This is a genomic window from Pseudomonas sp. JQ170C (assembly GCF_035581345.1).
In the GTDB taxonomy this organism is placed as follows: Bacteria; Pseudomonadota; Gammaproteobacteria; order Pseudomonadales; family Pseudomonadaceae; genus Aquipseudomonas.
The window spans coordinates 209395-231699 of record NZ_CP141608.1 but is presented as its reverse complement, the minus strand read 5'-3'; the positions used below and the strand labels follow the sequence as shown (position 1 = coordinate 231699).

General features: G+C 62.4%; 22 protein-coding genes. 8 read left to right on the top strand and 14 right to left on the bottom strand.

All coding sequences use genetic code 11. The annotated features are described in order from the left end of the window. Positions 1-15: 15 nt before the first annotated feature. Positions 16-762, top strand: coding sequence for an NRDE family protein (locus U9R80_RS01000; protein ID WP_301838599.1), 747 nt, complete (start codon positions 16-18; stop codon positions 760-762). A gap of 57 nt (positions 763-819) precedes the next feature. On the opposite strand, the gene ptsP is transcribed toward U9R80_RS01000, so the two are convergent. Further along, entirely contained in the window at positions 820-3099 is a 2280-nt protein-coding gene (gene ptsP / locus U9R80_RS00995; protein ID WP_301838600.1) for a phosphoenolpyruvate--protein phosphotransferase, read from the bottom strand. Between the two features lie 22 nt (positions 3100-3121). Beyond that, on the bottom strand, positions 3122-3601 hold the full coding sequence (locus tag U9R80_RS00990) for an RNA pyrophosphohydrolase (RefSeq protein WP_010222140.1): 480 nt from the start codon (positions 3599-3601) through the stop codon (positions 3122-3124). 140 nt (positions 3602-3741) lie between these two features. On the opposite strand from U9R80_RS00990, the gene U9R80_RS00985 reads away from it, so the two are divergent. Next, the gene (locus tag U9R80_RS00985) at positions 3742-4398 is read left to right on the top strand and encodes an HAD family hydrolase (protein WP_301838611.1); all 657 of its coding nucleotides are present in this window, start codon (positions 3742-3744) and stop codon (positions 4396-4398) included. A gap of 98 nt (positions 4399-4496) precedes the next feature. Here the strand turns inward: U9R80_RS00985 and U9R80_RS00980 are convergent, their stop codons facing one another. Further along, a complete protein-coding gene (locus U9R80_RS00980; protein ID WP_301838612.1) occupies positions 4497-4925 on the bottom strand; it encodes a DUF2269 domain-containing protein in 429 nt (142 codons plus the stop codon). 39 nt (positions 4926-4964) lie between these two features. Beyond that, the gene (ilvA, locus tag U9R80_RS00975) at positions 4965-6479 is read right to left on the bottom strand and encodes a threonine ammonia-lyase, biosynthetic (RefSeq protein WP_301838613.1); all 1515 of its coding nucleotides are present in this window, start codon (positions 6477-6479) and stop codon (positions 4965-4967) included. A 136-nt stretch (positions 6480-6615) separates the two neighbouring features. Between ilvA and rpiA the strand changes: the two genes are divergently transcribed. Beyond that, positions 6616-7287, top strand: a complete 672-nt coding sequence (gene rpiA / locus U9R80_RS00970) for a ribose-5-phosphate isomerase RpiA (RefSeq protein WP_301838614.1) — start codon at positions 6616-6618, stop codon at positions 7285-7287. A 58-nt stretch (positions 7288-7345) separates the two neighbouring features. Here the strand turns inward: rpiA and U9R80_RS00965 are convergent, their stop codons facing one another. The 4 genes from U9R80_RS00965 to U9R80_RS00950 form a co-directional block, all read right to left on the bottom strand. Then, on the bottom strand, positions 7346-8257 hold the full coding sequence (locus U9R80_RS00965; RefSeq protein ID WP_301838616.1) for an SdiA-regulated domain-containing protein: 912 nt from the start codon (positions 8255-8257) through the stop codon (positions 7346-7348). A gap of 85 nt (positions 8258-8342) precedes the next feature. After that, entirely contained in the window at positions 8343-9275 is a 933-nt protein-coding gene (locus tag U9R80_RS00960) for an SdiA-regulated domain-containing protein (protein ID WP_301838618.1), read from the bottom strand. A 155-nt stretch (positions 9276-9430) separates the two neighbouring features. Then, positions 9431-10096 (bottom strand): fumarylacetoacetate hydrolase family protein, encoded by a 666-nt coding sequence (locus U9R80_RS00955; RefSeq protein WP_301838619.1) that lies wholly within the window; start codon positions 10094-10096, stop codon positions 9431-9433. Positions 10097-10137: 41 nt separating this feature from the next. Next, positions 10138-11535, bottom strand: a complete 1398-nt coding sequence (locus U9R80_RS00950) for an FAD-binding oxidoreductase (RefSeq protein ID WP_301838620.1) — start codon at positions 11533-11535, stop codon at positions 10138-10140. A 173-nt stretch (positions 11536-11708) separates the two neighbouring features. Here U9R80_RS00950 and serA point away from each other — a divergent pair, with 173 nt between their 5' ends. Next, positions 11709-12938 (top strand): phosphoglycerate dehydrogenase, encoded by a 1230-nt coding sequence (gene serA, locus U9R80_RS00945; protein WP_301838621.1) that lies wholly within the window; start codon positions 11709-11711, stop codon positions 12936-12938. An 82-nt stretch (positions 12939-13020) separates the two neighbouring features. On the opposite strand, the gene U9R80_RS00940 is transcribed toward serA, so the two are convergent. Next, positions 13021-13494: a DUF4399 domain-containing protein gene (locus U9R80_RS00940; RefSeq protein ID WP_301838622.1), complete on the bottom strand. Its 474-nt coding sequence runs from the start codon at positions 13492-13494 to the stop codon at positions 13021-13023. 227 nt (positions 13495-13721) lie between these two features. Here U9R80_RS00940 and U9R80_RS00935 point away from each other — a divergent pair, with 227 nt between their 5' ends. Beyond that, positions 13722-14489 carry a transporter substrate-binding domain-containing protein gene (locus U9R80_RS00935; RefSeq protein ID WP_301838623.1) on the top strand — a complete coding sequence of 256 codons (768 nt, stop codon included), beginning with the start codon at positions 13722-13724 and terminating at the stop codon, positions 14487-14489. Between the two features lie 56 nt (positions 14490-14545). On the opposite strand, the gene U9R80_RS00930 is transcribed toward U9R80_RS00935, so the two are convergent. After that, positions 14546-15052 (bottom strand): DUF523 domain-containing protein, encoded by a 507-nt coding sequence (locus U9R80_RS00930; RefSeq protein WP_301838624.1) that lies wholly within the window; start codon positions 15050-15052, stop codon positions 14546-14548. Beyond that, on the bottom strand, positions 15033-15665 hold the full coding sequence (locus U9R80_RS00925) for a 2OG-Fe(II) oxygenase (protein WP_301838674.1): 633 nt from the start codon (positions 15663-15665) through the stop codon (positions 15033-15035). The genes U9R80_RS00930 and U9R80_RS00925 overlap by 20 nt, the downstream gene beginning before the upstream one ends. Before the next feature lie 113 nt (positions 15666-15778). On the opposite strand from U9R80_RS00925, the gene U9R80_RS00920 reads away from it, so the two are divergent. Continuing rightward, complete coding sequence (locus U9R80_RS00920; protein WP_301838625.1) at positions 15779-16528, top strand: hypothetical protein; 750 nt, start codon at positions 15779-15781, stop codon at positions 16526-16528. Here the strand turns inward: U9R80_RS00920 and U9R80_RS00915 are convergent, their stop codons facing one another. Then, on the bottom strand, positions 16529-17470 hold the full coding sequence (locus U9R80_RS00915; protein ID WP_301838626.1) for an alpha/beta hydrolase: 942 nt from the start codon (positions 17468-17470) through the stop codon (positions 16529-16531). It abuts the gene before it with no gap. Between the two features lie 99 nt (positions 17471-17569). Here U9R80_RS00915 and U9R80_RS00910 point away from each other — a divergent pair, with 99 nt between their 5' ends. Further along, positions 17570-18139 (top strand): DUF6436 domain-containing protein, encoded by a 570-nt coding sequence (locus tag U9R80_RS00910; protein WP_301838627.1) that lies wholly within the window; start codon positions 17570-17572, stop codon positions 18137-18139. On the opposite strand, the gene U9R80_RS00905 is transcribed toward U9R80_RS00910, so the two are convergent. After that, complete coding sequence (locus U9R80_RS00905) at positions 18118-18684, bottom strand: sugar O-acetyltransferase (RefSeq protein WP_301838629.1); 567 nt, start codon at positions 18682-18684, stop codon at positions 18118-18120. The genes U9R80_RS00910 and U9R80_RS00905 overlap by 22 nt on opposite strands. Before the next feature lie 84 nt (positions 18685-18768). On the opposite strand from U9R80_RS00905, the gene U9R80_RS00900 reads away from it, so the two are divergent. Next, complete coding sequence (locus tag U9R80_RS00900) at positions 18769-21138, top strand: penicillin acylase family protein (protein ID WP_301838631.1); 2370 nt, start codon at positions 18769-18771, stop codon at positions 21136-21138. A gap of 346 nt (positions 21139-21484) precedes the next feature. Here U9R80_RS00900 and U9R80_RS00895 read toward each other — a convergent pair whose 3' ends face one another. Continuing rightward, a complete protein-coding gene (locus U9R80_RS00895; RefSeq protein ID WP_301838632.1) occupies positions 21485-22270 on the bottom strand; it encodes a MetQ/NlpA family ABC transporter substrate-binding protein in 786 nt (261 codons plus the stop codon). Between the last annotated feature and the right edge of the window lie 35 nt (positions 22271-22305).

Below are 22305 nucleotides of genomic sequence, written 5' to 3'. Positions count from 1 at the left end.
CACAGAGGACCACCTATGTGTCTGATCGTTTTCGCCTGGCGGCCCGGGCATGCCCAACCGCTGATCGTCGCGGCCAACCGCGATGAGTTCTACGCCCGCCCCAGCCGTGTGCTTGAGGCTTGGGACGATGCGCCCGGGGTTTATGCCGGCCGTGACCTGGAAGCCGGTGGCACCTGGCTGGGCGTGGGCCCGGCAGGTCGTTTCGCCGCGCTGACCAACATCCGCGACCCGCACCAACCCCAGGGCGCCCGCTCACGGGGTGAGCTGGTGGCGGCGTTTTTGCGCGGGGATCTGGGGGTCGAGGCCTACCTGGACCAGGTGGCCAGCCGCAGCCAGCACTATTCGGGGTTCAACCTGCTGGCCGGTGACAGTGGACAGCTGGGCTACTTGAGTGCCCGTGAGGCAGCGCCGCAGTTACTGAGCGAGGGCGTGTATGGGCTCTCCAATGCCGGCCTGGATACGCCGTGGCCAAAGCTGGTCAAGGCGCGGACGGGCCTGCAGCAGCACCTGGCCGAGCCTCAACCGGCACAGCTGCTGGAGCTGCTGGGGGATAACCTGCAGGCGGCGGACGGCGAGCTGCCGGAAACCGGCGTGGGGATGAGTACCGAGCGGTTGCTGTCGAGTGTGTTCATTGCCAGCCAGAACTACGGCACGCGAGCCAGTACGGTGCTGATTGTCGAGGCGGATGGCCGGCGGCGCCTGGTCGAGCGCAGCTTTGGGCCGTTCGGGGGGCATCTGGGCGAGGTGGATTTGCAGGTTTGATGTCATCTCGGGGCAAGCCCGCGCCTACCCGTGTAGGAGCGGGCTTGCCCCGCGATGTCACAAGGTCTTGGACGACCCTGGGTTGATCATCCGCGCCAGCCCCAGGTTCTTCAGGGCCAGTTGCAGCGAGCTGTGGATAACTTGCGGGTTGTCGATACCCATGGCCTGGGCCAGCAACTCCTGGGATTTGCTCAGGCTCACCTGACGCAGCATCCACTTCACTTTCGGCAGGTTGGTGGCGTTCATCGACAGGCTGTCAAAGCCCATGGCCATCAACAGTACCGCCGCCGCCGGATCGCCGGCCATCTCGCCGCAGATACTCACCGGCTTGCCTTCGGCATGGGCATCACGCACCACGTTCTGCAGGGCCTGCAGCACTGCCGGGTGCAAGTAGTCATAGAGGTCGGCGACCCGCGGGTTGTTGCGGTCCACCGCCAGCAAGTACTGGGTCAGGTCGTTGGAGCCGACCGAGAGGAAATCCACCTGGCGAGCCAGCTCGCGCGTCTGGTACACCGCTGCCGGGATCTCGATCATCACGCCCACCGGCGGCATCGGCACGTCGGTGCCTTCGTCGCGCACTTCGCCCCAGGCACGGTGGATCAGGTGCAGGGCTTCTTCAAGTTCGTGGATACCGGAAATCATCGGCAGCAAAATGCGCAGGTTGTTCAGGCCTTCACTGGCCTTGAGCATGGCGCGGGTCTGCACCAAGAAGATTTCCGGGTGGTCGAGGGTAACGCGAATACCGCGCCATCCGAGGAAGGGGTTGTCTTCCTTGATCGGGAAATACGACAGCGCCTTGTCACCACCGATGTCCAGGCTGCGCATGGTCACAGGCAGGGGGTGGAAGGCGGCCAGTTGCTCGCGGTAGATCGCCAGCTGTTCCTTTTCGCTGGGGAAGCGCTGGTTGATCATGAACGGCACTTCAGTGCGGTACAGCCCGACCCCTTCGGCGCCGCGCTGCTGGGCACGGGCCACATCAGCGAGCAGGCCCGTGTTGACCCACAGTGGCATGCGGTGGCCATCAAGGGTGATGCACGGCAGTTCGCGCAGGGCGTCCAGCCCCTGGGCCAGCTGGCGTTCTTCCTCGACCACCTCGGCATACTGCTTGCGCAGCACGTCGCTGGGGTTGGTATAGACGTCGCCCTTGTAGCCATCGACGATCATGTCGATGCCATCGACCTTCGAGTACGGCAGGTCGACCAGGCCCATCACGGTGGGAATGCCCATGGCGCGGGCGAGGATTGCAACGTGGGAGTTGCCCGAGCCCAGTACCGACACCAGGCCCACCAGCTTGCCTTCCGGCACTTCGCCGAGCATGGCCGGGGTCAGCTCTTCGCTGATAAGGATGGTGTTGTCGGGATAGACCAACGTCTGCTGCCTTGCCTCTTGCAGGTAGGCCAGCAGACGCCGGCCCAGATCCTTCACATCGGAGGCCCTCTCGCGCAGGTAGGCGTCGTCCATCAGCTCGAAGCGATTGACGTGCTCGGTCACCACCTGGCGCAGCGCACCCTGGGCCCATTGCCCGGTCTTGATCACCTGCACCACTTCGCCGCCCAGGGCCGCGTCATCGAGCATCATCAGGTAGACGTCGAACAACGCGCGCTCTTCCGGGCGCAACTGGGTGGCAAGTTTGGCGGAGAGGTTGCGCATGTCTTCGCGCACCCCTTCCAGGGCATTGTTGAACAGCTGGAGCTCGGCGTCGATGTCATCGACGGACTTGTCGGGCACCACGTCGAGATCGGCCGGCGGCAGCATGACAACCGCCTTGCCCACTGCCGCGCCGGGCGAACCCGGCACACCGACGAACTTGGCTTCCTGGATACCCTTGCCTTGACGACCAAGGCCACGGATCGAACCCGTGGCCTCGGCATGGGCAATAACACCGGCGAGCTGGGCGCTCATGGTCACCAGGAAGGCTTCTTCGCCCTCGTCGAACTGGCGACGCTCCTTTTGCTGGATAACCAGTACCCCCACCACACGCCGGTGGTGGATGATCGGTGCACCTAGGAATGAAGCGAAGCGCTCTTCACCGGTTTCGGCAAAGTAGCGATAACGCGGGTGGTCGGCGGCGTGTTCCAGGTTCAGCGGCTCTTCGCGAGTGCCGACCAGGCCGACCAGGCCCTCGTTGGGTGCCATGCTGACCTTGCCGATCGAGCGCTTGTTCAAGCCCTCGGTGGCCATCAGCACAAAGCGGTTGGATTCCGGATCAAGCAGATAGACGGAGCAGACCTGACTGCCCATGGCCTCTTTTACGCGCAACACAATGATCCCCAACGCCGTCTTGAGATCCTTGGCGGAGTTAACTTCCTGGACGATCTTGCGCAGCGTATTGAGCATGGCTCGGGGTCGAACTCCGTCGTCAGTCGCGCGCCAGCAGGCGCGGGGCAAGCTCTTTGAGAGCGCGGCGGTAAACCTCGCGCTTGAATGTCACCACCTGGCCCAGCGGATACCAATAACTGACCCAACGCCAGCCATCGAACTCCGGTTTCCCGGTCAGATCCATCCGCACCCGCTGCTCGTTGGAGACCAGGCGCAGGAGAAACCATTTTTGCTTCTGACCGATGCACAGCGGTTGGCTGTGGGTACGGACCAGACGTTGGGGTAAACGATAACGCAACCAGCCGCGGGTGCAGGCAAGAATTTCAACATCATCCCGCTCAAGCCCCACTTCTTCGTTCAGCTCGCGGTACAGGGCATCTTCCGGCGTTTCTTCAGGATTGATCCCACCCTGGGGAAACTGCCAGGCATCCTGGTTGATCCGTCGAGCCCATAGCACCTGCCCAAGATCATTCGTCAGAATGATCCCGACATTGGGGCGAAAACCATCGGGGTCGATCACGGCAGCAACCTCGCAAACGCATGTCACGGCATTGTTCCACAAAGGTCACAAGGCCAGCAACGCGCCTGTTTACGTTATGTGCATCGTTGTGAAAAGTCCGTATTCTGTGGGACTTTTCAGATGTTATGCGAGTGACTTCAATGCGCCTGGCTTTATTCGATCTGGACAATACCCTCCTCGGCGGCGACAGCGATCACGCCTGGGGTGACTACCTCTGCGCCCGCGGGATTCTCGACCCGGTGGAGTACCAGAACCGCAATGATGCTTTCTACCAGGACTACCTGGCCGGCAAGCTCGACCTCAATGCCTACCTGAACTTCAGCCTGGAAATCCTGGCCGCGACCGACATGGCGCAACTCGACGAATGGCACCGTGATTTCATGCGTGACTGCGTCGAGCCGATCGTTCAGCCCAAGGCCCTGGCCCTGCTGAAGAAGCACCGCGACGCTGGCGACAAGCTGGTGATCATCACCGCCACCAACCGCTTCATTACCGGCCCGATTGCCAAGCGCCTGGACGTCGAGACCCTGCTGGCCACCGAATGCGAAATGGTTGATGGTCGCTACACCGGACGCAGCACAGATGTACCGTGCTTCCGTGAAGGCAAGGTGACGCGCCTGAACCGCTGGCTGGAAGAGCAGGGCTACAACCTGGAAGGCAGCTACTTCTATAGCGACTCGATGAACGACCTGCCGCTGCTGGAGCAGGTGGCCAATCCGGTTGCGGTCGATCCTGACCCGAACCTGCGTGCCGAAGCCGAGAAACGCGGCTGGCCGGTGATCAGCCTGCGCGATTGATGGCAGTACAAATCCGGTAGGAGCTGGCTTGCCCCGCGAAGCGTTGTGACAGAGGGATCGCTATCGCGGGCCAAGCCAGCGCCTACCGGGTGGGGGCGTCAGACAGGCTTAGCGCCCATCAACCCCGCGATAGCGATAAAACACACCCCACTGAACACCGCCAGCGCCAGGGTGAACTTCGGGCTACCAACGCCAGGCTCGGTGCGCAGGCGATTGACCCGCGCCAGCAGCCAGAACCAGCTGAACGCGCCGAAGGTGTAGATCACGCTGGAACCCAGCACCCAGGTCTGGCCCAGCGGCCAGCCGATCAGGTGCACCAGCCACCAACCGGTGAACGGCATGCTCACCAGGCTGATGCCCATCAACAACCAGACAAACACCAGCGGACGCTGCATCAGGCGGGTATGGGCGTTGGCGTCGCCTTTGCGACGCGCCAGCCAGGTCCAGATCGCCAGGCCCAGGGCACTGCCCAGCAGCACCACGGTGGCCAGGACGTGCAGGGTTTTGAGAGTGGTCAGGTGTTCCATGTCATTTGCTTCCTTTTAGGCTGCACTGAGCTTAGCTGCTCAGCCCAGGAACAGCCGGTACGCCGGGTTATCGGTTTCATCCCAGTACGGATAGCCGATCTTGGCCAGGGCTGCCGGCACCAGGTGGCGCTCATCATCCGGAACCTGCAGGCCGGCCACCACGCGACCATCGGCCGCACCGTGGTTGCGGTAGTGGAACATCGAGATGTTCCAGCGACCGCCCAGTTTGTTGAGGAAGTTGAACAGCGCCCCCGGCCGCTCCGGGAACTCGAAGCGCAGCACCAGCTCGTCACTGACCCGCGCCGCATGGCCGCCGACCATGTGGCGGATGTGCAGCTTGGCCAGTTCGTTGTCGGTCAGGTCCAGCACCGGGAAACCCTGCTCGGTCAGGCTCTGGATCAGCGCACTGCGCGGGTCGGTATCCGGGTGGGTCTGCACGCCGACGAAAATATGCGCCTCGCCATCGGCGTGATAGCGGTAGTTGAACTCGGTGATCTGGCGCTTGCCGATGGCCTCGCAGAACGCCTTGAAGCTGCCCGGCTGCTCGGGGATGGTGACCGCGATGATGGCTTCGCGGCCCTCGCCCAGCTCGGCCCGCTCGGCAACATGGCGCAGGCGGTCGAAGTTGACGTTGGCACCCGAGTCGATGGCCACCAGGGTCTGGCCGCTGACGCCATTGAGCTCGACGTATTTTTTGATCCCGGCGACGCCCAGTGCGCCAGCAGGTTCGGTGATCGAGCGGGTATCGTCGTAGATATCCTTGATTGCCGCGCAGATCTCATCGGTGCTGACCGTCACCACCTCATCGACATACTGCTTGCAGATGTCGAAGGTATGCTGGCCGATCTGTGCCACCGCCACGCCGTCGGCGAACAGTCCGACCTGGGGCAGCACCACCCGCTCACCGGCGGCCATGGCAGCCTGCAGGCAGTTGGAGTCATCCGGCTCGACGCCGATCACCTTGATCTCCGGGCGCAGGTACTTCACGTAGGCGGCAATACCGGCGATCAGCCCACCGCCGCCGACCGGGACGAAGATCGCATCCAGCTGGCCCGGGTGCTGGCGCAAGATTTCCATGGCCACCGTGCCCTGCCCGGCAATGGTGTGCGGATCGTCGTAGGGGTGGATATAGACGAAGCCCTTTTCGTCGACCAGCTTGAGCGAATAAGCCAGCGCGTCAGGGAAGGAGTCACCGTGCAGCACCACCTTGCCACCGCGCGAACGCACGCCTTCGACCTTGATCTCCGGGGTGGTCTTGGGCATCACGATGGTCGCCTTGATCCCCAGCTCCCGCGCCGCCAGAGCCACGCCCTGGGCATGATTGCCCGCCGAGGCGGTGACCACGCCCCGGGCCAGCTCTTCCGGGGTCAACTGCGCCAGCTTGTTGTAGGCGCCACGAATCTTGAAGGAAAACACCGGCTGCAAGTCTTCGCGCTTGAGCAGGATGTTATTGCCCAGGCGCTTGCTCAGTTGGCCGGCGGTGTGCAACGGGGTTTCGACCGCAACGTCGTAAACGCGCGAGGTGAGGATCTTCTTGACGTACTGTTCGAGCATCGGGAAAGCATCACTGGGCGGTTGGGCGGGGGCTTGGAGTCTACCCCAGCGCCCTGTCGGGCGACCACAGCAAGTCTGCGGTTTTAGCCGCTATACTACGCGCCTTCACGATACTCCTCCCCGCTTCGGAGCCCGCATGACCCAGGACCAACTCAAACAGGCTGTCGCCCAGGCCGCTGTCGACTTCATTCTGCCCAAGCTCGACGACAAGAGCATCGTCGGCGTCGGCACCGGCTCGACCGCCAACTGTTTCATCGACGCCCTGGCCAAGCACAAGACTGCCTTCGACGGCGCGGTCGCCAGCTCCGAAGCCACCGCCGCGCGGCTGAAGGGCCACGGCATTCCGGTCTATGAACTGAACACCGTCAGCGACCTGGAGTTCTACGTCGACGGCGCCGACGAGAGCGACGAGCACCTGAACCTGATCAAGGGCGGCGGCGCAGCCCTGACCCGCGAGAAGATCGTCGCCGCCGTGGCCAAGACCTTCATCTGCATCGCCGACGCCAGCAAGCTGGTTCCTGTGCTTGGCGCCTTCCCGCTGCCGGTCGAAGTGATTCCAATGGCCCGCAGCCATGTCGCGCGCCAGCTGGTCAAGCTGGGTGGCGACCCGGTTTATCGTGAGGGTGTAGTGACCGACAACGGCAACATCATCCTTGATGTGTACAACATGCAGATCACCAACCCGGTGGAGCTGGAAAGCCAGATCAACGCCATTGTCGGCGTGGTCACCAATGGCTTGTTCGCGGCGCGCCCGGCGGACCTGCTGTTGCTGGGTACGGCTGAAGGTGTGAAAACGCTGAAGGCCTGAAAGCGTCGCGGGGCAAGCCCGCTCCTACCGGAAGGAGCGGGCTTGCCCCGCGATGCGGTTACTCGGTTGGCTTCTTGAACACGTAGAACAGGTTCGGCTCGCTGACCAGGTAGATGGTCCCGGCATCGTCCATGGCGATGCCTTCGGCCTGGGGTACGCTCTTCTCCAGCCCCTGGAAGCCCTTGCGCAGCGACAGGCTGCTCAGGGGCTTGCCCTTGGTATCCAGTTCCAACACCAGTTGCGACTCATCCGACAAGGCCAGCAAGTGGCCGCTGCGCTCGTCAAACTGCAAACTCGACAGGTCACGCACGAACAACCGCGAATCACGCTTGCGGTCCTGGACGACGTGCACGGCGTAAGGCTGATCGGGGTTGTCATGGGGAAAACCATGCACCTCGTAGATCAGCATCGGGTCGCGTTCCTTGGCCACGAACAGGCGCTTGCCCTTCGAGTCATAGGCCAACCCTTCAAAGCCCTTGTTGCCGTTCAGACCGATGCCCAGGCTCAGTTGCTCGGAGTCATTGGCATCAAGGAACAACGTGTCGTCGGCAAGGCGCACACGGATCAGGCGCTGCTCGCGCTCATCGGTAATCACATAGCTGCCGGGCCCTACATATTCCACCGCTTCCGGGTCGCCGAAACCGGTCAGGGGCACGCGCCGCAGGATACGACCGTCCAGCGACAGCTCGATCAGCTCGGGCTGCTTGTTGGTGACGGTGAAGAGGCTGTTGCGGTCCGGGTCGAAGGTCAGCGCAGAAATGTCTTCATCCAGCCCGTCGATGGGCTTGGCCTGAAGGACCACGCGGTATTGATCAAGCCCCATGCTCTGCTCAGCCGGATCCCACCAGGTCTTGAGGTTGAACCAACCACGCTCGTAAAGACGATAGTGCTGCCCTGCTACTGCAAGCAGGAGCAGGGCAATCAGGCTGACAACCAGGGCAATCAGGGGCAGGCGAATGTAGCGGCGCATTCAGGGGAACTCGATAAGTGACGGCCCGAATAAAACCACAGACAACTGAAGCCAAACTTAAAATCTGTGCAGGAAAAGTCCTAAATCAGGGCTTTTTGAAACGATAGAACAGATCCGGCTCACTGACGATGTACAGGGTGCCGTGCTCGTCCATGGCCACACCTTCGGCGCGCGGAATGCGCTTGCTCAAGCCGTTGAACCCGCCGAGCAGGGTCATGAAGCTGACTTGCTCGCCCTTCTCGTCCAGCTCCAGCAGCATGTTGGAGTCAGCCGACAGCACCAGCAGGTGCCCGGTGCGGGGGTCGACACCCAGGGCCGAGAGGTTGCGCAGGTCCAGTTCATCGCTTGGCAGTGACTGTTTATCGCCAGCCAGCGGGCTCTTGCCGTCGCTGGCCCAGGTGAACAGTGCCGGCGGACGCTCTTCGCCCAGGATGATGCGCTGCTGCGCCGGGTCCCAGGCCACGGCTTCAAACGCCTTGTTCTGGTTCTTCGAGGGGCCGAGGTCATATTGCGGGAAGTCGGCGATGTTCAGCGACTGGGTGTCGGCGGCGAGGGTCACGATGGTCAATTTATGATCACGCTCATCGACAATCGCCAGGCGACCACCTTCGAGCACCGCGACACCTTCAGGGTTGCTCCAACCCACCAGCGGCATCTTGCGCAGTACATCGCCATCAAGGTTCAGTTCGACCAGGAAGGGGTTCTTGCCCATCACTGCGAACAGCGTCTTGGTCACCGGGTTATAGGACAGGTCGGACGCTTCGTCGTCTTCCATGCCCGGCAACACCTTGGCGTCGATATCGACCTGATAGTCCGGCAGCCAGATGCTGGCTTGCTGCTCGACCGGGGTTTCAAACCCTTCCTTTATCCACAGCAGCCCGCGATCGTCCCAATGCATGGCAATCGCCACGCCATAACCAATGATGGCTGCTGCGGCCACCCAGGTTGACCAACGCAAGGCGAGCCCGCGCTTGCGCGCAGAAGGCACGGTTTTACTGGAAGGAACGGGAGTGGCCATGGGGGTCGGTGCTCTTGTTTTTTGCCAGTTAATAACACATTACCGGCACGTTCACAGAGCCGAATCCGCAAGCATTATCCGGATTGATTGTGAAAAAAATGACAAAAGCCGACAGAGCGCAGGGCAGCCGGCTCACCGGCTGCCCTGGGAGGGAATTACAACACCTTGCTTTCGAAACGGCTGGCGCCCGGCAGCTCCAGCACCAGCTCATCGCCCGGATTGAGCGGCCCCACGCCAACCGGCGTGCCAGTCAGGATCACATCGCCGGCCTGCAGGGTGAACTGCGACGCCATGTGCTGGATCATCGGCACGATCGGGTTGAGCATCAGGGCGCTGTTGCCATCCTGGCGCACTTCACCATTGATGGTCAGGCGGATGCCGATATCGGCCAGGTCTTCAAAGGTGCCGCCCGAGACGAAGGGCGCCAGCACACAGGCACCGTCGAAGCACTTGGCGCGCTCCCACGGCAGGCCCTTGGCCTTGAGCTCGGCCTGCAGGTCACGCAGGGTCAGGTCCAGGGCGGGGGCGAAACCGGAAATGGCGTCGAGCACCTCTTCCTCACTCGGCTCCGGCGACAGCGACTTGCCCAGCAATACCGCAATTTCTGCCTCGTAATGCACCGAACCGCGCTCGGTGGGGATCTTGAAGCCGCCATCCACCGGCACTACGCAGCTGCCAGGCTTGATGAACAACAGGGGTTCGGTCGGGATCGGGTTGTCCAGTTCCTTGGCGTGCTCGGCATAGTTGCGCCCGATGCACACCACCTTGCCCAGGGGAAAGTGAATACGCGTGCCGTCTACATACTGGTGCTGATAGCTCATTACCGACTCCTGGCGCTATTGGAAGCTCTTGTGCTTATAACTCACTCGACCGCGAAGATTTTGCCGGGATTCATGATCCCGTTAGGGTCGAACACCGCCTTCACGGCTTTCATGTATTCGATTTCAGCCGGCGACCGGCTGTAGGTCAGGTAATCCCGCTTGGTCATGCCCACGCCATGCTCGGCGGAAATCGAACCGTTGTACTTCTGCACGATCTCGAACACCCACTTGTTCACCGTGGCGCATTTGGCGAAGAACTCATCCTTGCTCAGGGCATCAGGTTTGAGGATGTTCAGGTGCAGGTTGCCGTCACCGATATGGCCATACCAGACCACCTCGAAATCCGGGTAGTTTTGCTCGACGATCGCATCGATATCCCGGAGAAATGCCGGAACTTTCGAGACAGTCACCGAGATATCGTTCTTGTACGGCGTCCAGTGCGAGATGGTTTCGGAGATGTACTCACGCAATTTCCAGAGGTTCTGCAACTGCTGCTCGCTCTGGCTCATCACGCCATCCAGCACCCAGCCTTGCTCCACGCAATGCTCGAAGGTGGCGAGGGCGTCATTGGCCACCTCTTCGTTGCTGGCTTCAAACTCCAGCAAGGCATAGAACGGGCACGGCGTGTCGAAAGGCGCAGGCACATCGCCGCGCCCCATGATCTTGGCCAGGGCCTTGTCGGAGAAGAACTCGAAGGCAGTGAGGTCGAGCTTGTCGCGAAAGGCGTGCAGTACCGGCATGATCGAGTCGAAATCGGGCGTGCCCAGCACCATCGCGGTGAGGTTGTTCGGTGCCCGGTCCAGGCGCATGGTCGCCTCGACCACAAAGCCCAGGGTGCCCTCGGCGCCGATGAACAGCTGACGCAAGTCGTAGCCGGTGGCGTTCTTGATCAGGTCCTTGTTCAGCTCAAGCAGTTCGCCCTTGCCGGTGACCACTTTCAGCCCGGCGACCCAGTTGCGAGTCATGCCGTAGCGAATAACCTTGATACCGCCGGCATTGGTGCCGATATTGCCGCCAATCTGGCTGGAACCCGCAGAAGCGAAGTCCACCGGGTAGTACAGGCCCTTGTCTTCGGCAAAGTTCTGCAACTGCTCGGTGACCACGCCCGGCTGGCAGACCACGGTGCGGTCGAATTCGTCGAACGCCAAGATCTGGTTCATGTAGTCGAACGACACGACCACTTCGCCATTGGCCGCCACCGCCGCCGCCGAAAGCCCGGTGCGGCCGCCCGACGGCACCAGGGCAACCTTGTGCTGGTTGGCCCAACGGACGATGGCCTGGACCTGTTCAGTGCTCTTGGGGAACACCACAGCCCGGGGCGCCGGGGCGAAATGCTTGGTCCAATCCTTGCCATAAGCATCGAGGGAAGCCGCATCAGTCAGCATCTTGCCAGGCTCAACCAGGGTCATCAGCTCATCAAGCAGCGCAGAATCGGTCATCGACAGAACTCTCGAACTATTCATAGTCACCCTGAGCACTCTTCACGTGCCAGGGATGGGCGAATCGGGGGGTACTCATGCTAGCATACGCCCCCCGCTGATCGTGCTTTGAGGCCGATCCTGCGAGCGCTTCACTTCCCTGCCATTTTTCTCCGGGACACAGGTTTACGCAGATGAGCAAGACTTCTCTCGATAAGAGCAAGATCAAGTTCCTTCTTCTCGAAGGCGTCCACCAATCCGCCGTGGACGTCCTCAAGGCCGCCGGGTACAGCAACATCGAGTACCTCACTGGTTCCCTGCCAGACGCCGATTTGAAGGAAAAGATCGCTGATGCCCATTTCATCGGCATCCGCTCACGCACTCAACTGACCGAAGAGGTTTTCGACTGCGCCAAGAAACTGGTCGCTGTCGGCTGTTTCTGCATCGGTACCAACCAGGTCGACCTGGAAGCCGCTCGCGAGCGCGGAATCGCGGTGTTCAACGCACCTTACTCCAACACCCGTTCGGTCGCCGAACTGGTGCTGGCCGAAGCGATCCTGCTGCTGCGCGGCATCCCAGAGAAAAACGCCTCCTGCCACCGTGGCGGCTGGATCAAGAGCGCGGCCAACTCCTTCGAGATCCGCGGCAAGAAGCTGGGCATCGTCGGCTACGGCTCGATCGGTACCCAACTGTCGGTCCTGGCCGAAGGCCTGGGCATGCAGGTGTACTTCTACGACACCATCACCAAGCTGCCGCTGGGTAACGCCACTCAGGTAGGCAACCTGCACGAGCTGCTGGCGATGTCCGACATCGTTTCGCTGCACGTACCGGAAACCGCCGCCACCCAGTGGATGATGGGCGAGAAGGAAATCCGTGCCATCAAGAAAGGCGGCATCCTGATCAACGCCGCACGTGGCACCGTGGTCGAGCTCGATCACCTGGCCGCCGCGATCAAGGACAAGCACCTGATCGGCGCTGCCATCGACGTATTCCCGGTGGAGCCACGCTCCAACGACGAAGAGTTCGAGAGCCCGCTGCGTGGCCTGGACAACGTGATCCTGACCCCGCACATCGGTGGTTCCACCGCCGAGGCCCAGGCCAACATCGGTCTGGAAGTGGCCGAGAAGCTGGTCAAGTACAGCGACAACGGGACATCGGTTTCGTCGGTCAACTTCCCTGAAGTGGCGCTGCCGGCGCACCCAGGCAAGCACCGTCTGCTGCACATCCACGAAAACATTCCGGGTGTACTCAGCGAGATCAACAAAGTCTTCGCCGAAAACGCTATCAACATCTCCGGTCAGTTCCTGCAGACCAACGAGAAAGTCGGTTACGTGGTAATCGACGTTGATGCCGAGTACTCGGATCTGGCGCAAGAAAAACTGCAACACGTCAAGGGCACCATTCGTTCCCGCGTACTGTTCTAAGTTTTTCAGGCGACAAAAATCGCGGGGCAAGCCCGCTCCTACCGTGTGTAGGAGCGGGCTTGCCCCGCGATCGTTTCAGCGGTTACTTGACAGTAACGGTAATTTTCTTCGACTCGACACTTGGCTTGAACGGCACGTGGAACTTGTCGCCCAGCACCAGTTGCAGGGTGTGCTTGCCGGGGGTCAGGGTCAGTTCGACTTCAGTTTGCGCCTTGCCAAAGTGCAGCACTTGCGGGCCGGCTGGCAGCGCGCCCTTGTTTTCCGGCAGCAGGCTGGTCGGCAGCACCTGATCGGCAGCGGGCTCTTTATCCACGTCTACCAGCAGGTGGTGGTGGCCGGTGTGCGGGGTCTGGTCACCCGCTGGCTTGAGCTCCATGCCCTCGATACCGAACTTGACGGTGAAGGTCTTGTCGACCGTCGCGCCATCGGCCGGGGAAACGATGAAGACCTTGGCGTCTTTCGGCGGCTCCTGGCTCTTCAGGCCTTCGGCGGCGGCAAATACCGAGACTCCCATCAGCAAGCCGGCAACGGCAGCACGCGAAACTAGGCTTTTCATTCACTTCTCCTGTGATTTACTTCAATACCGTTGCCACTCAAACGTATGGCAACGACCTGTAACCATAGAACAAATGAATAAGAATATGTTCGCCAACGCCGCAGGAAATTATTTTCCCTGGCATCTAACATCCTGCACAGGATGCGGTCCTAACTTGCGCGCGACCGTGGCATCATCAGAAAGCTGCGGCGACTGTCATTTTTACTGCCAAAAGGATTAAGGGGCTTATGCGTTTGACCATCGGGGTACTACTTGCCACCCTGCTCAGCCCATGGGCACATGCAGAACTGATCGACGACATCAATGACCGCGGTGAACTTCGCATTGCCGTCGAAGCCAACATGGCGCCGTTCAACTTCAAGAAAGACGAGAAACTGGCCGGTTTCGAGATCGAACTGGGACAACTGCTGGCGAATGAACTCGATGTTCGCGCCGAGTTCGTCGTGACCGATCGCGACGACTTGCTGCCAGGCGTCGAAAGCGGTAAGTACGACATCGCCCTGAACCATGTCGCCGTTACCCCGGAACTCAAGGAACGCCTGGACTTCAGTGAGCCCTATGGCTACTCCAGCGCCCAGTTGATCGTGCGCAAGGAAGAAAAGCGCCCGCTCAGCACCCTCGACGCACTCAAGGGTCATAGCCTGGGCGTGGTCCAGGGCAGCCAGTTCGCCGAACAGGCGCGTGGCGTCGAAGGCGTTGACCTGCGCAGCTACCCGGATGCCACCCAACCGATCAAGGACGTGGCCAACGACCAGATCGACGCCGCCATCAGCGACCGCCTGCTGGTCCCCTACGCCATTCGTGACAGCGAGCAACCGGTGACCAAGGGCGCCACGGTCGGGCCGATCCTGAGCCTGGCAATTCCGTTCCAGAAAGGTAACCCCGCCTTCCAGAGCGCGGTGGATAACGCCCTGCAGCGCATCAAGGCCGATGGCCGGTTGAGCGAGCTGTCGCAGAAGTGGTTCGGGATGGATGCCAGCAAGCCGCCTAAATGACTGCTCGCGGGGCAAGCCCACTCCTACGGTAGGAGCGGGCTTGCCCCGCGATCATGCTAAAGCTGCTGCAACGCCAACTCAGCGGCCTCAAGCTCCAGCTCACTGAACACCAGCACCCCTTCGCGGCGCAGCAATGCGGTCGTTACACCTTCCCCCGCCACCTTGGTGCCAGTGAACGTACCGTCGTAGGTCACTTGGTTGCCACACGAAGGGCTGCCGGCCTTGAGCACCGCGATGCGAATGCCATGCTTGCGCACCAGCGCCAGCGCCAACTGCGCGCCGGCCACAAACTGCGCCGTGACATCCTCGCCCCCTACCGTGATGACCTGCGCATCGCCCTCCAGCACAGCCCCACCCTGGCCACCGGGAATCTCCGCCGGTGGGCGTGGCGTCGGCAAGCCGCCCGCCACTTCCGGACACAACGGCACAACACGGCCTTCGCCTTGCCATTGCTGCAACAGATCGGGGTGTCCACTGGTGCGCCCGTCATAACGCACCGGCTGGCCGAGCAGGCAGGCGCTGACCAGCACCTTGTGCTGCGGCTTAGAAGGGTTCGTTGCCACGACGGCGGAACCAGCCGGTCAGCGACAACCGCTCGCGTTGCGCCGGCAGCACTTCATGGGGGATATCGCCCGACAAGAACACCACCAGGCAGCCGCCAATGGGCTGCACGTCGTGTTCGACGCCGTTCTTCAGGCTCATGCGCAGTTGCCCACCGTCCTCCGGCAGCCATTGCGGGTTGAGGTAGATCACCGCCGAGACCATGCGCCGGTCGTCGTCGCGAAAACGGTCAAGGTGCTTGCGGTAGAAGGCACCCGGCGGGTACAGGGCGAAGTGGCACTCGAAGTCTTCAAGCCCCAGGAACAGGCCGCGGTTGAGCGCCTCACGCAGGCTGTCCATCAGGTTCAGGTACTGGTCGCAGCAATCGGCCTGGCCGGGTTCGAGCCACTGGATGTGGTCACCACGAATACCCTCGCGCACCTCCTGGGTGGGCCCGCGGCCTACTGCCGCCGGCGCCAGCTCACCCTCGGCCGCACGTTTGCGGCACTCAGCCGCCAGCGCCAGGGTCAAAGGCCCTGGCAGGAAGATGTCCTGCTGCGACCAGCCACAAGTGGCCAGGTCGTCGACGATGCGCAACAGCAGCGGGTGATCAGAAGGTAAGTGCATGGCGCGCATAGTATCCATGTGCTGCGAAATCCGACAGCGCCACTTGGCTGAGAGTGTGTAATGGCGTCTCGACAAAGCCCGGCAAGGCCAAGACAATAGCGCCCTGCCGACAGGAGTCCTGAATGCGCCGTTTGTTTTTTCTGCTGATGATGATCTGCACCACGCCTGTCTGGGCAGACAGCCTCGACCAACTCTACAAGGTCGCCGGCTGGCCTGAGCAGCGCGCCCACTTTACCGATGCCCTCGATGCCGCCCAGCAGCGCTATCGCAATAGCTTGCCGCCTGCCGTTTACCAAGCGCTGGTCACTAACAGCAACCAGCGCTTCCAGGCCCAGGCCGTGGACAAGCGCGCGCAGGCACAATTACGCGCCAACCTGAGCAACCCGGCACCGGCCCTGAGCTTTTTCCAGTCGCCCCTTGGGCGCAAGATTGTCGCGGCCGAACTGCTGGCGACCCGCCGCGACCAACTGGCCAAGAACGCCAAGGGCCTGCCCAAGGTCGAGGCCAGCGACGACCGCCTGCTGATCATCGGCCACCTGGCCCAGGCCCTGCCCGCTCGCGAAGCCGGTGCCGAAGTCAGCCTGGCGATTGCCGGCGTTGCCGCCGACAGCTTGAGCCAGATGATCCCCGGCCTGCTCGGTGGTGGCCAGGCCCAGAGCCTGCTCGATGGCCAGCGCCAGCGACTGATGAGCCAGATCGGCAGCGAGCTGAACAACACCCTGCTGTACGTCTACCGCGACCTGAGCGACGCTGAGCTTGAAGCCTTCGCCACCTTTGCCGAGTCCAACGAAGGCCAGGCCTACTACAAGGCTGCCCTGGCGGCCATTCGCGCGGGCCTGGCGGTCGGGCAGAACACCTCGGACCTGAAGTGATCAGCCCAGGCGCTGGTCGATGAAATCGAAGTAACGCTGCCGGATCGCCGGCAGCTCGTTGGCCAGGTGGTGACGCGCCTCGGGAATCAGCAGTATTTCCGGCTCGGCAAACTTCTCCCGCAGCACCTTCAGATTGTGTGGCCAATCCACGGTCATGTCGGATTCGCCCTGGATGATCAACGGTCGCCGCGCGCTGGCAGGCGCTGCCTCGATACGCTTGACCCACGCCACCAGCGCCCCCACCCAGGCGGTCGGCAAGCGTCGTGGCTGCAGCGGGTCGGCCTGCAGGAACGGCAGGAAGGTCGGGTCGTTGGAATTCTCGCTGAAGCGTCGCTCGATACCTTTGACGAACGGGCGCAACAAGCGATAGCTGAATTTCGACCAGCGCCATGAGCGCGGCCGCACCAGCGGCGCCAGCAGGATCACCTCCCCCTGGGCCGGGCTTTGCGCCCCACGGTGCAGCACATGATCGATGACAATCGCCCCGCCTGTGCTCTGTCCACACAGATGCCAGGGTTGTGGCAACTCAAGCGCGCGGCCCTGCTCGAACAGCGCCTGCAGTACCTGCTGGTACGTGGCGAAGTCGTCGATGCTGGCCCGCTCGCCGCTGGACAGACCATGCCCCGGCAAGTCGCAGGCAATGACCGCGTAATCCTGATCCAGCGCCCAGTCGATCACATGGCGGTACAAGCCCATGTGGTCATAGAAGCCATGCAGCATCACCAGGGTCGCCACCGGCGCCGCAGGCATCCACACCTGCCCGACCAGCTCGAACCCCGCGGCCTCGAAGCCCCCCAACCAGCGCTGTGGCTGCACCTTGCGCGCCGGCAGATCAAGCCCGTAGTAGCGCTGATAGGCCTGGGCCTGCGTCGACAGGGGCTGACGTGCAACCAGAGGCGAGAGGCTGGCGCGTAACGAGTCAGGCTGAAATGACGCAGGCATAAGGATTTCCGAACACAAGAAGCGGGATATTGACCTGTGATATTCAGCTGTCGTCGGCAGCATGGCAAGCTAGGCGACACTTTCCGGAAAACGACCCCTATGCTCGCGCCCACCACCCGCACCCTCCTCGGCCTGCTCATCACCGCGCTGTGCGCCGCTGGCCTGTGGTGGGCCTATGACAGCTTCCAGAGTCGCTACCTGCGCACCTTCGACAACCAGACCGCACTGTTTTCCGGCGATCGCCTGCAACTTCCAGCATCCATCGCCGGCGCCGGGCCGATCCGCCTGGTGCACTTCTGGGACCCGGCCTGCCCGTGCAACGTCGGTAACCAGCAGCACCTGGCAGAGCTGATCGAGCACTTTGGTGCTCAAGGCGTCGAGTTCTACGTGGTGCAAAAACCCGGCAGCCGCGGGCAATTACCGGCCACCCTGAGCGCGCTCAAACCGCTCCCCGCACTGCCCGGCGCCGAACATCTGCCCGCCAGCCCCGCCGTGGCGATCTGGGACCGCCACGGCAACCTGGCGTATTTCGGCCCCTACAGCGAGGGGGCAACCTGCAATTCGAGCAACAGCTTTATCGAGCCCATCCTTCTGGCGCTGAGCCAGGGCCGCTCAGTCAGCGCCACACACACGATGGCGGTGGGCTGTTACTGCCCCTGGGCGGGCTGACGCACCCGCGCAGGATTCCCCACCACCGTCGAGCCCGCCGGTACATCGCGGGTAACCACACTGCCGGCACCAATCACCGCGTTATCCCCCACCGTCACGCCGGGCAAGATGATTGCCCCGCCGCCGATCCACACGTTATTACCGATCTTCACCGGTCGCCCGCTTTCCAGGCCGCTGCGACGCAGCTCGGGGTCCATCGGGTGGTCGGCGGTGTAGAGCTGCACCGCCGGGCCGATCTGGCAGTCGTCGCCGATGCTCACCGGGCACACATCGAGGATCACGCAGTTGAAGTTCATGAACACGTTGCGACCCACGCTGATGTTGTAGCCGTAATCGCAATGGAACGGCGGGCGAATCACCGCGCCTTCGCCGACCGCATTGAAGTGCTCCAGCAACAGGCCATGACGATGGTCATTGAGCAGCTCGGCGCTGCCGTTGTAGCGATGCATCCACAACTTGTTGGCGATCTGTTCGGCCTGCAGTTCCGGGCAGGTGGCGCGGTAGAGCTGGCCGGTAAGCATTTTCTGTTTTTCGCTGAGGTCCATGGTGCCTCCTGTGGGACTATCCTCTGTGCGCAAATACCTCGATGATCGGACCACACTATCCGCCAAAACGTACAAGGAGTTGTGATGAAGCGCAGCCTGACCTTCCTCGCCGTGGTCATTGCCGCGGCAGCCGGCGGCGGTTACTGGTATGTGCAGGGCAAGTTGCCGCAGCGCGAAGGCGAGGTGGCCCTGGCCAGCCTGCAGGCCCCGGTCAGCGTGCGCTACGACGAGCGCGGCGTACCCCATATCCAGGCCCAGAACGAGACTGACCTGTACCGCGCCCTGGGCTACGTGCATGCCCAGGACCGTTTGTTCCAGATGGAAATCGTCCGGCGCCTGGCCCGTGGCGAGCTGGCCGAGATCCTCGGCAGCAAGCTGGTGCCCACCGACACCCTGTTCCGCTCCCTGCGCATTCGCGAGCAGGCCGAGCGCCATGTCGAGCGCCAGGACAAACAGTCCCCCGCCTGGCTCGCCCTGCAGGCCTACCTCGATGGCGTCAACGCCTGGCAGGCCAGCCATCCCAAGCCCATGGAATTCGATGTGCTGGGCATCACGCCCCGGCCCTTCACTGCGCAAGACACCTTGAGCATCGCCGGCTACATGGCCTACAGCTTTGCCGCAGCGTTTCGTACCGAACCGGCCATGACCTACGTGCGCGACCAACTCGGCGCCGAGTACCTGAACATCTTCGACCTCGGCTGGAACCCCCAGGGCGCGCTGCACAGCAGCCCGCCGCTGGCGGCCGCCGACTGGAAAAGCCTCGAGCACCTGGCCCGGGTCAGCCAGCAAGCCCTGAGTGAGGCCGGTATTCCCCAGTACGAAGGCAGCAACGCCTGGGCCGTCTCCGGCCGCCTCACCCGCAGTGGCAAGCCGTTGCTGGCAGGCGACCCGCACATCAGCTTTGCCGTGCCGGCGGTATGGTACGAGGCCGAGCTGTCGGCGCCCGGCTTCAACCTGTACGGCTATCACCAGGCACTCAACCCGTTCGCGTCGCTTGGGCACAACCGCCAGTTCGGCTGGAGCCTGACCATGTTCCAGAACGACGACGTCGACCTGATCGCCGAACAGGTCAACCCGGACAATCCGGATCAGGTGCGTATCAACGGTCAATGGCAGCCGCTGACCACTACCCAGGAGCGCATTGCGGTAAAGGGTGAAGAGCCGCTGACCATCACCCTGCGCCGCTCGCCCCACGGGCCCATCGTCAACGACGTGATCGGCAGCAACGCCGGCCCCACGCCGATTGCCATGTGGTGGGCCTTCCTGGAAACCGACAACCCGATTCTCGACGGCTTCTATCAGGTCAACCGCGCCGACACCCTGGACAAAATGCGCGCGGCAGCGGCGAAGATCCAGGCCCCCGGGCTCAACCTGGTGTGGGCCAATGCCAGCGGGGATATCGGCTGGTGGGCGGCGGCGCAGCTACCGATTCGCCCGGAGGGGGTCGACCCGACCTTTATCCTCGACGGCAGCACGCCCCAGGCCGACAAGCTCGGCTTCTATCCCTTCAGCGCCAACCCACAGCAGGAGAACCCGGCCAGCGGTTACATCGTCTCGGCCAACTACCAGCCAGCCGCCGCCATGCCGATTCCGGGCTACTACAACCTTGCCGACCGTGGCCAGCAACTCGACCGCCACCTGGCCGACCCACAGATCAAATGGGACACCCAGAACAGCCGGGCGCTGCAGCTCGACACGGGCACCGGCTATGGCCAACGTACCCTGGCGCCGTTGATCGGGGTGCTGCGCGAAGTGGCCGAGGGTGATCAGGAAAAAGAGCTGGTCGAGCAACTGGCCGGCTGGAACGGCGATTACCCGCTGGATTCAGTCAGCGCCACGCTGTTCAACCAGTTCCTCTACGACCTGGCTTACGCGGCGATGCATGACGAGCTGGGTGATGCCTGGTTCCAGACGATGATCAGCACCCGCGCCATCGACGCCGCCCTGCCACGCCTGGCCGCCGATGCCGAATCGCCCTGGTGGGGGCTGCACGGCAGCAGCGAACACGGCAGTCGCAGCGAAGCGGTGAAACGTGCCTGGCAGGCCAGCCTGGCCCACCTGCGCGAAGCCCTGGGCAACGACCCGGCCGACTGGCAATGGGGCAAGGCGCACACCCTGACCCACAACCATCCACTGGGGCTGCAGAAGCCGTTGAACCTGCTGTTCAACGTCGGTGCCTTCGCCGCGCCGGGCAGCCATGAAGTGCCCAACAACCTCTCGGCGAAAATCGGCCCGGCGCCCTGGCCGGTCACCTATGGGCCATCGACCCGCCGCCTGATCGACTTCGCCGATGCCGGGCAGGCGCTGACCATCAACCCGGTCGGGCAAAGCGGCGTGCTGTTCGACAAGCACTATGCCGATCAGGCCAAGGACTATATCGAGGGGCAGTATCACAACGCGCAGATGGGCGTGATCGACGCAGGGAGTACCTTGCGGCTGGTGCCGGGACGGTAGCCGGCTCAGGGTAGGAGCGGGCTTGCCCCGCGAGCGGCCGGTACAGCCAGCCAAATGAGTGTTGCCTGAACGACTGATCGCGGGGCAAGCCCGCTCATACTGGTCCAATCGGTGACGGGCAAGGCGGGTGCAATTTCATTGAGGGCGTGGGGATCTTTCGGCCAACCGCACACTCCAAGCGCTATCGCTTCTCCCTCAAGGCAGAACACAACAATGAACGACGCTGCGCGCCACGATCCCCAGGACCTGTTGAAACTCTTGGCTGCGCTGATGCGCGCCGTACGCAAAAACGCCGACGCGGCATAGCCCGCATCGGCGTTTTTTGTTCAGTCCGGACGGCGGCGATTTAGAACGCCGGCAGTACCGCACCGCTGTATTTCTTCTCGATGAAGCTCTTCACTTCAGGGCTGGTGAGGGCCTTGGCCAGCTTCTGGATGGCCTCGCTGTCCTTGTTGTCCGGACGGGCCACCAGGAAGTTCACATACGGCGAGTCGGCGCCTTCAATCACCAGCGCATCCTTGGCCGGGTTCAGACCGGCTTCCAGGGCGTAGTTGGTGTTGATCATGTCCAGGTCGACCTGATCCAGCACACGCGGCAGCATGGCCGATTCAAGCTCGCGGAATTTCAGTTTCTTCGGGTTCTCGGCGATGTCTTTCGGGGTCGCCAGGGCGTTCTTCGGGTCTTTGAGGGTGATCAGGCCAGCCTTCTGCAGCAGCAGCAGGGCACGACCGCTGTTGCTGCCTTCGTTAGGAATCGCGACGGTGGCGCCCTCTTTGAGCTCACTCAGGCTCTTGACCTTCTTGGAGTAGCCGCCGAACGGCTCGACGTGAACACCGATCACGGTTTCCAGGTGGGTGCCTTTGCCTTCGTTGAAGTTTTTCAGGTACGGCAGGGTCTGGAAGTAGTTGGCGTCCAGACGCTTCTGATCGACCTGCACGTTAGGCTGCACATAGTCGGTGAACACCTTGATCTCCAGGTCCACACCTTCTTTGGCCAGGGTCGGTTTGATCAGCTCGAGAATCTCGGCGTGCGGCACAGGGGTGGCGGCAACCACCAGTTTCTCGCCCGCCTGGGCGAAACCTGCAACCGACAGAGCGGCCGCCAGAGCGGTGAACAACAGAGCCTTTTTCATGCGCAGTCCTTATTCGTATACGTGGCCATCGGTCG

Excerpts from the sequence above, each read along its gene's own strand:
- U9R80_RS00915 (WP_301838626.1), bottom strand. The coding sequence starts at position 17,470 with ATGCCTGCGTCATTTCAGCCTGACTCGTTACGCGCCAGCCTCTCGCCT.
- U9R80_RS00985 (WP_301838611.1), top strand. The coding sequence starts at position 3,742 with ATGCGCCTGGCTTTATTCGATCTGGACAATACCCTCCTCGGCGGCGAC.
- U9R80_RS00980 (WP_301838612.1), bottom strand. The coding sequence starts at position 4,925 with ATGGAACACCTGACCACTCTCAAAACCCTGCACGTCCTGGCCACCGTG.
- ptsP (WP_301838600.1), bottom strand. The coding sequence starts at position 3,099 with ATGCTCAATACGCTGCGCAAGATCGTCCAGGAAGTTAACTCCGCCAAG.
- U9R80_RS00900 (WP_301838631.1), top strand. The coding sequence starts at position 18,769 with ATGAAGCGCAGCCTGACCTTCCTCGCCGTGGTCATTGCCGCGGCAGCC.
- U9R80_RS01000 (WP_301838599.1), top strand. The coding sequence starts at position 16 with ATGTGTCTGATCGTTTTCGCCTGGCGGCCCGGGCATGCCCAACCGCTG.
- rpiA (WP_301838614.1), top strand. The coding sequence starts at position 6,616 with ATGACCCAGGACCAACTCAAACAGGCTGTCGCCCAGGCCGCTGTCGAC.
- ilvA (WP_301838613.1), bottom strand. The coding sequence starts at position 6,479 with ATGCTCGAACAGTACGTCAAGAAGATCCTCACCTCGCGCGTTTACGAC.
- U9R80_RS00910 (WP_301838627.1), top strand. The coding sequence starts at position 17,570 with ATGCTCGCGCCCACCACCCGCACCCTCCTCGGCCTGCTCATCACCGCG.
- U9R80_RS00935 (WP_301838623.1), top strand. The coding sequence starts at position 13,722 with ATGCGTTTGACCATCGGGGTACTACTTGCCACCCTGCTCAGCCCATGG.
- U9R80_RS00905 (WP_301838629.1), bottom strand. The coding sequence starts at position 18,684 with ATGGACCTCAGCGAAAAACAGAAAATGCTTACCGGCCAGCTCTACCGC.
- U9R80_RS00940 (WP_301838622.1), bottom strand. The coding sequence starts at position 13,494 with ATGAAAAGCCTAGTTTCGCGTGCTGCCGTTGCCGGCTTGCTGATGGGA.
- U9R80_RS00960 (WP_301838618.1), bottom strand. The coding sequence starts at position 9,275 with ATGGCCACTCCCGTTCCTTCCAGTAAAACCGTGCCTTCTGCGCGCAAG.
- U9R80_RS00925 (WP_301838674.1), bottom strand. The coding sequence starts at position 15,665 with ATGCGCGCCATGCACTTACCTTCTGATCACCCGCTGCTGTTGCGCATC.
- U9R80_RS00920 (WP_301838625.1), top strand. The coding sequence starts at position 15,779 with ATGCGCCGTTTGTTTTTTCTGCTGATGATGATCTGCACCACGCCTGTC.
- serA (WP_301838621.1), top strand. The coding sequence starts at position 11,709 with ATGAGCAAGACTTCTCTCGATAAGAGCAAGATCAAGTTCCTTCTTCTC.
- U9R80_RS00950 (WP_301838620.1), bottom strand. The coding sequence starts at position 11,535 with ATGACCGATTCTGCGCTGCTTGATGAGCTGATGACCCTGGTTGAGCCT.
- U9R80_RS00895 (WP_301838632.1), bottom strand. The coding sequence starts at position 22,270 with ATGAAAAAGGCTCTGTTGTTCACCGCTCTGGCGGCCGCTCTGTCGGTT.
- U9R80_RS00955 (WP_301838619.1), bottom strand. The coding sequence starts at position 10,096 with ATGAGCTATCAGCACCAGTATGTAGACGGCACGCGTATTCACTTTCCC.
- U9R80_RS00965 (WP_301838616.1), bottom strand. The coding sequence starts at position 8,257 with ATGCGCCGCTACATTCGCCTGCCCCTGATTGCCCTGGTTGTCAGCCTG.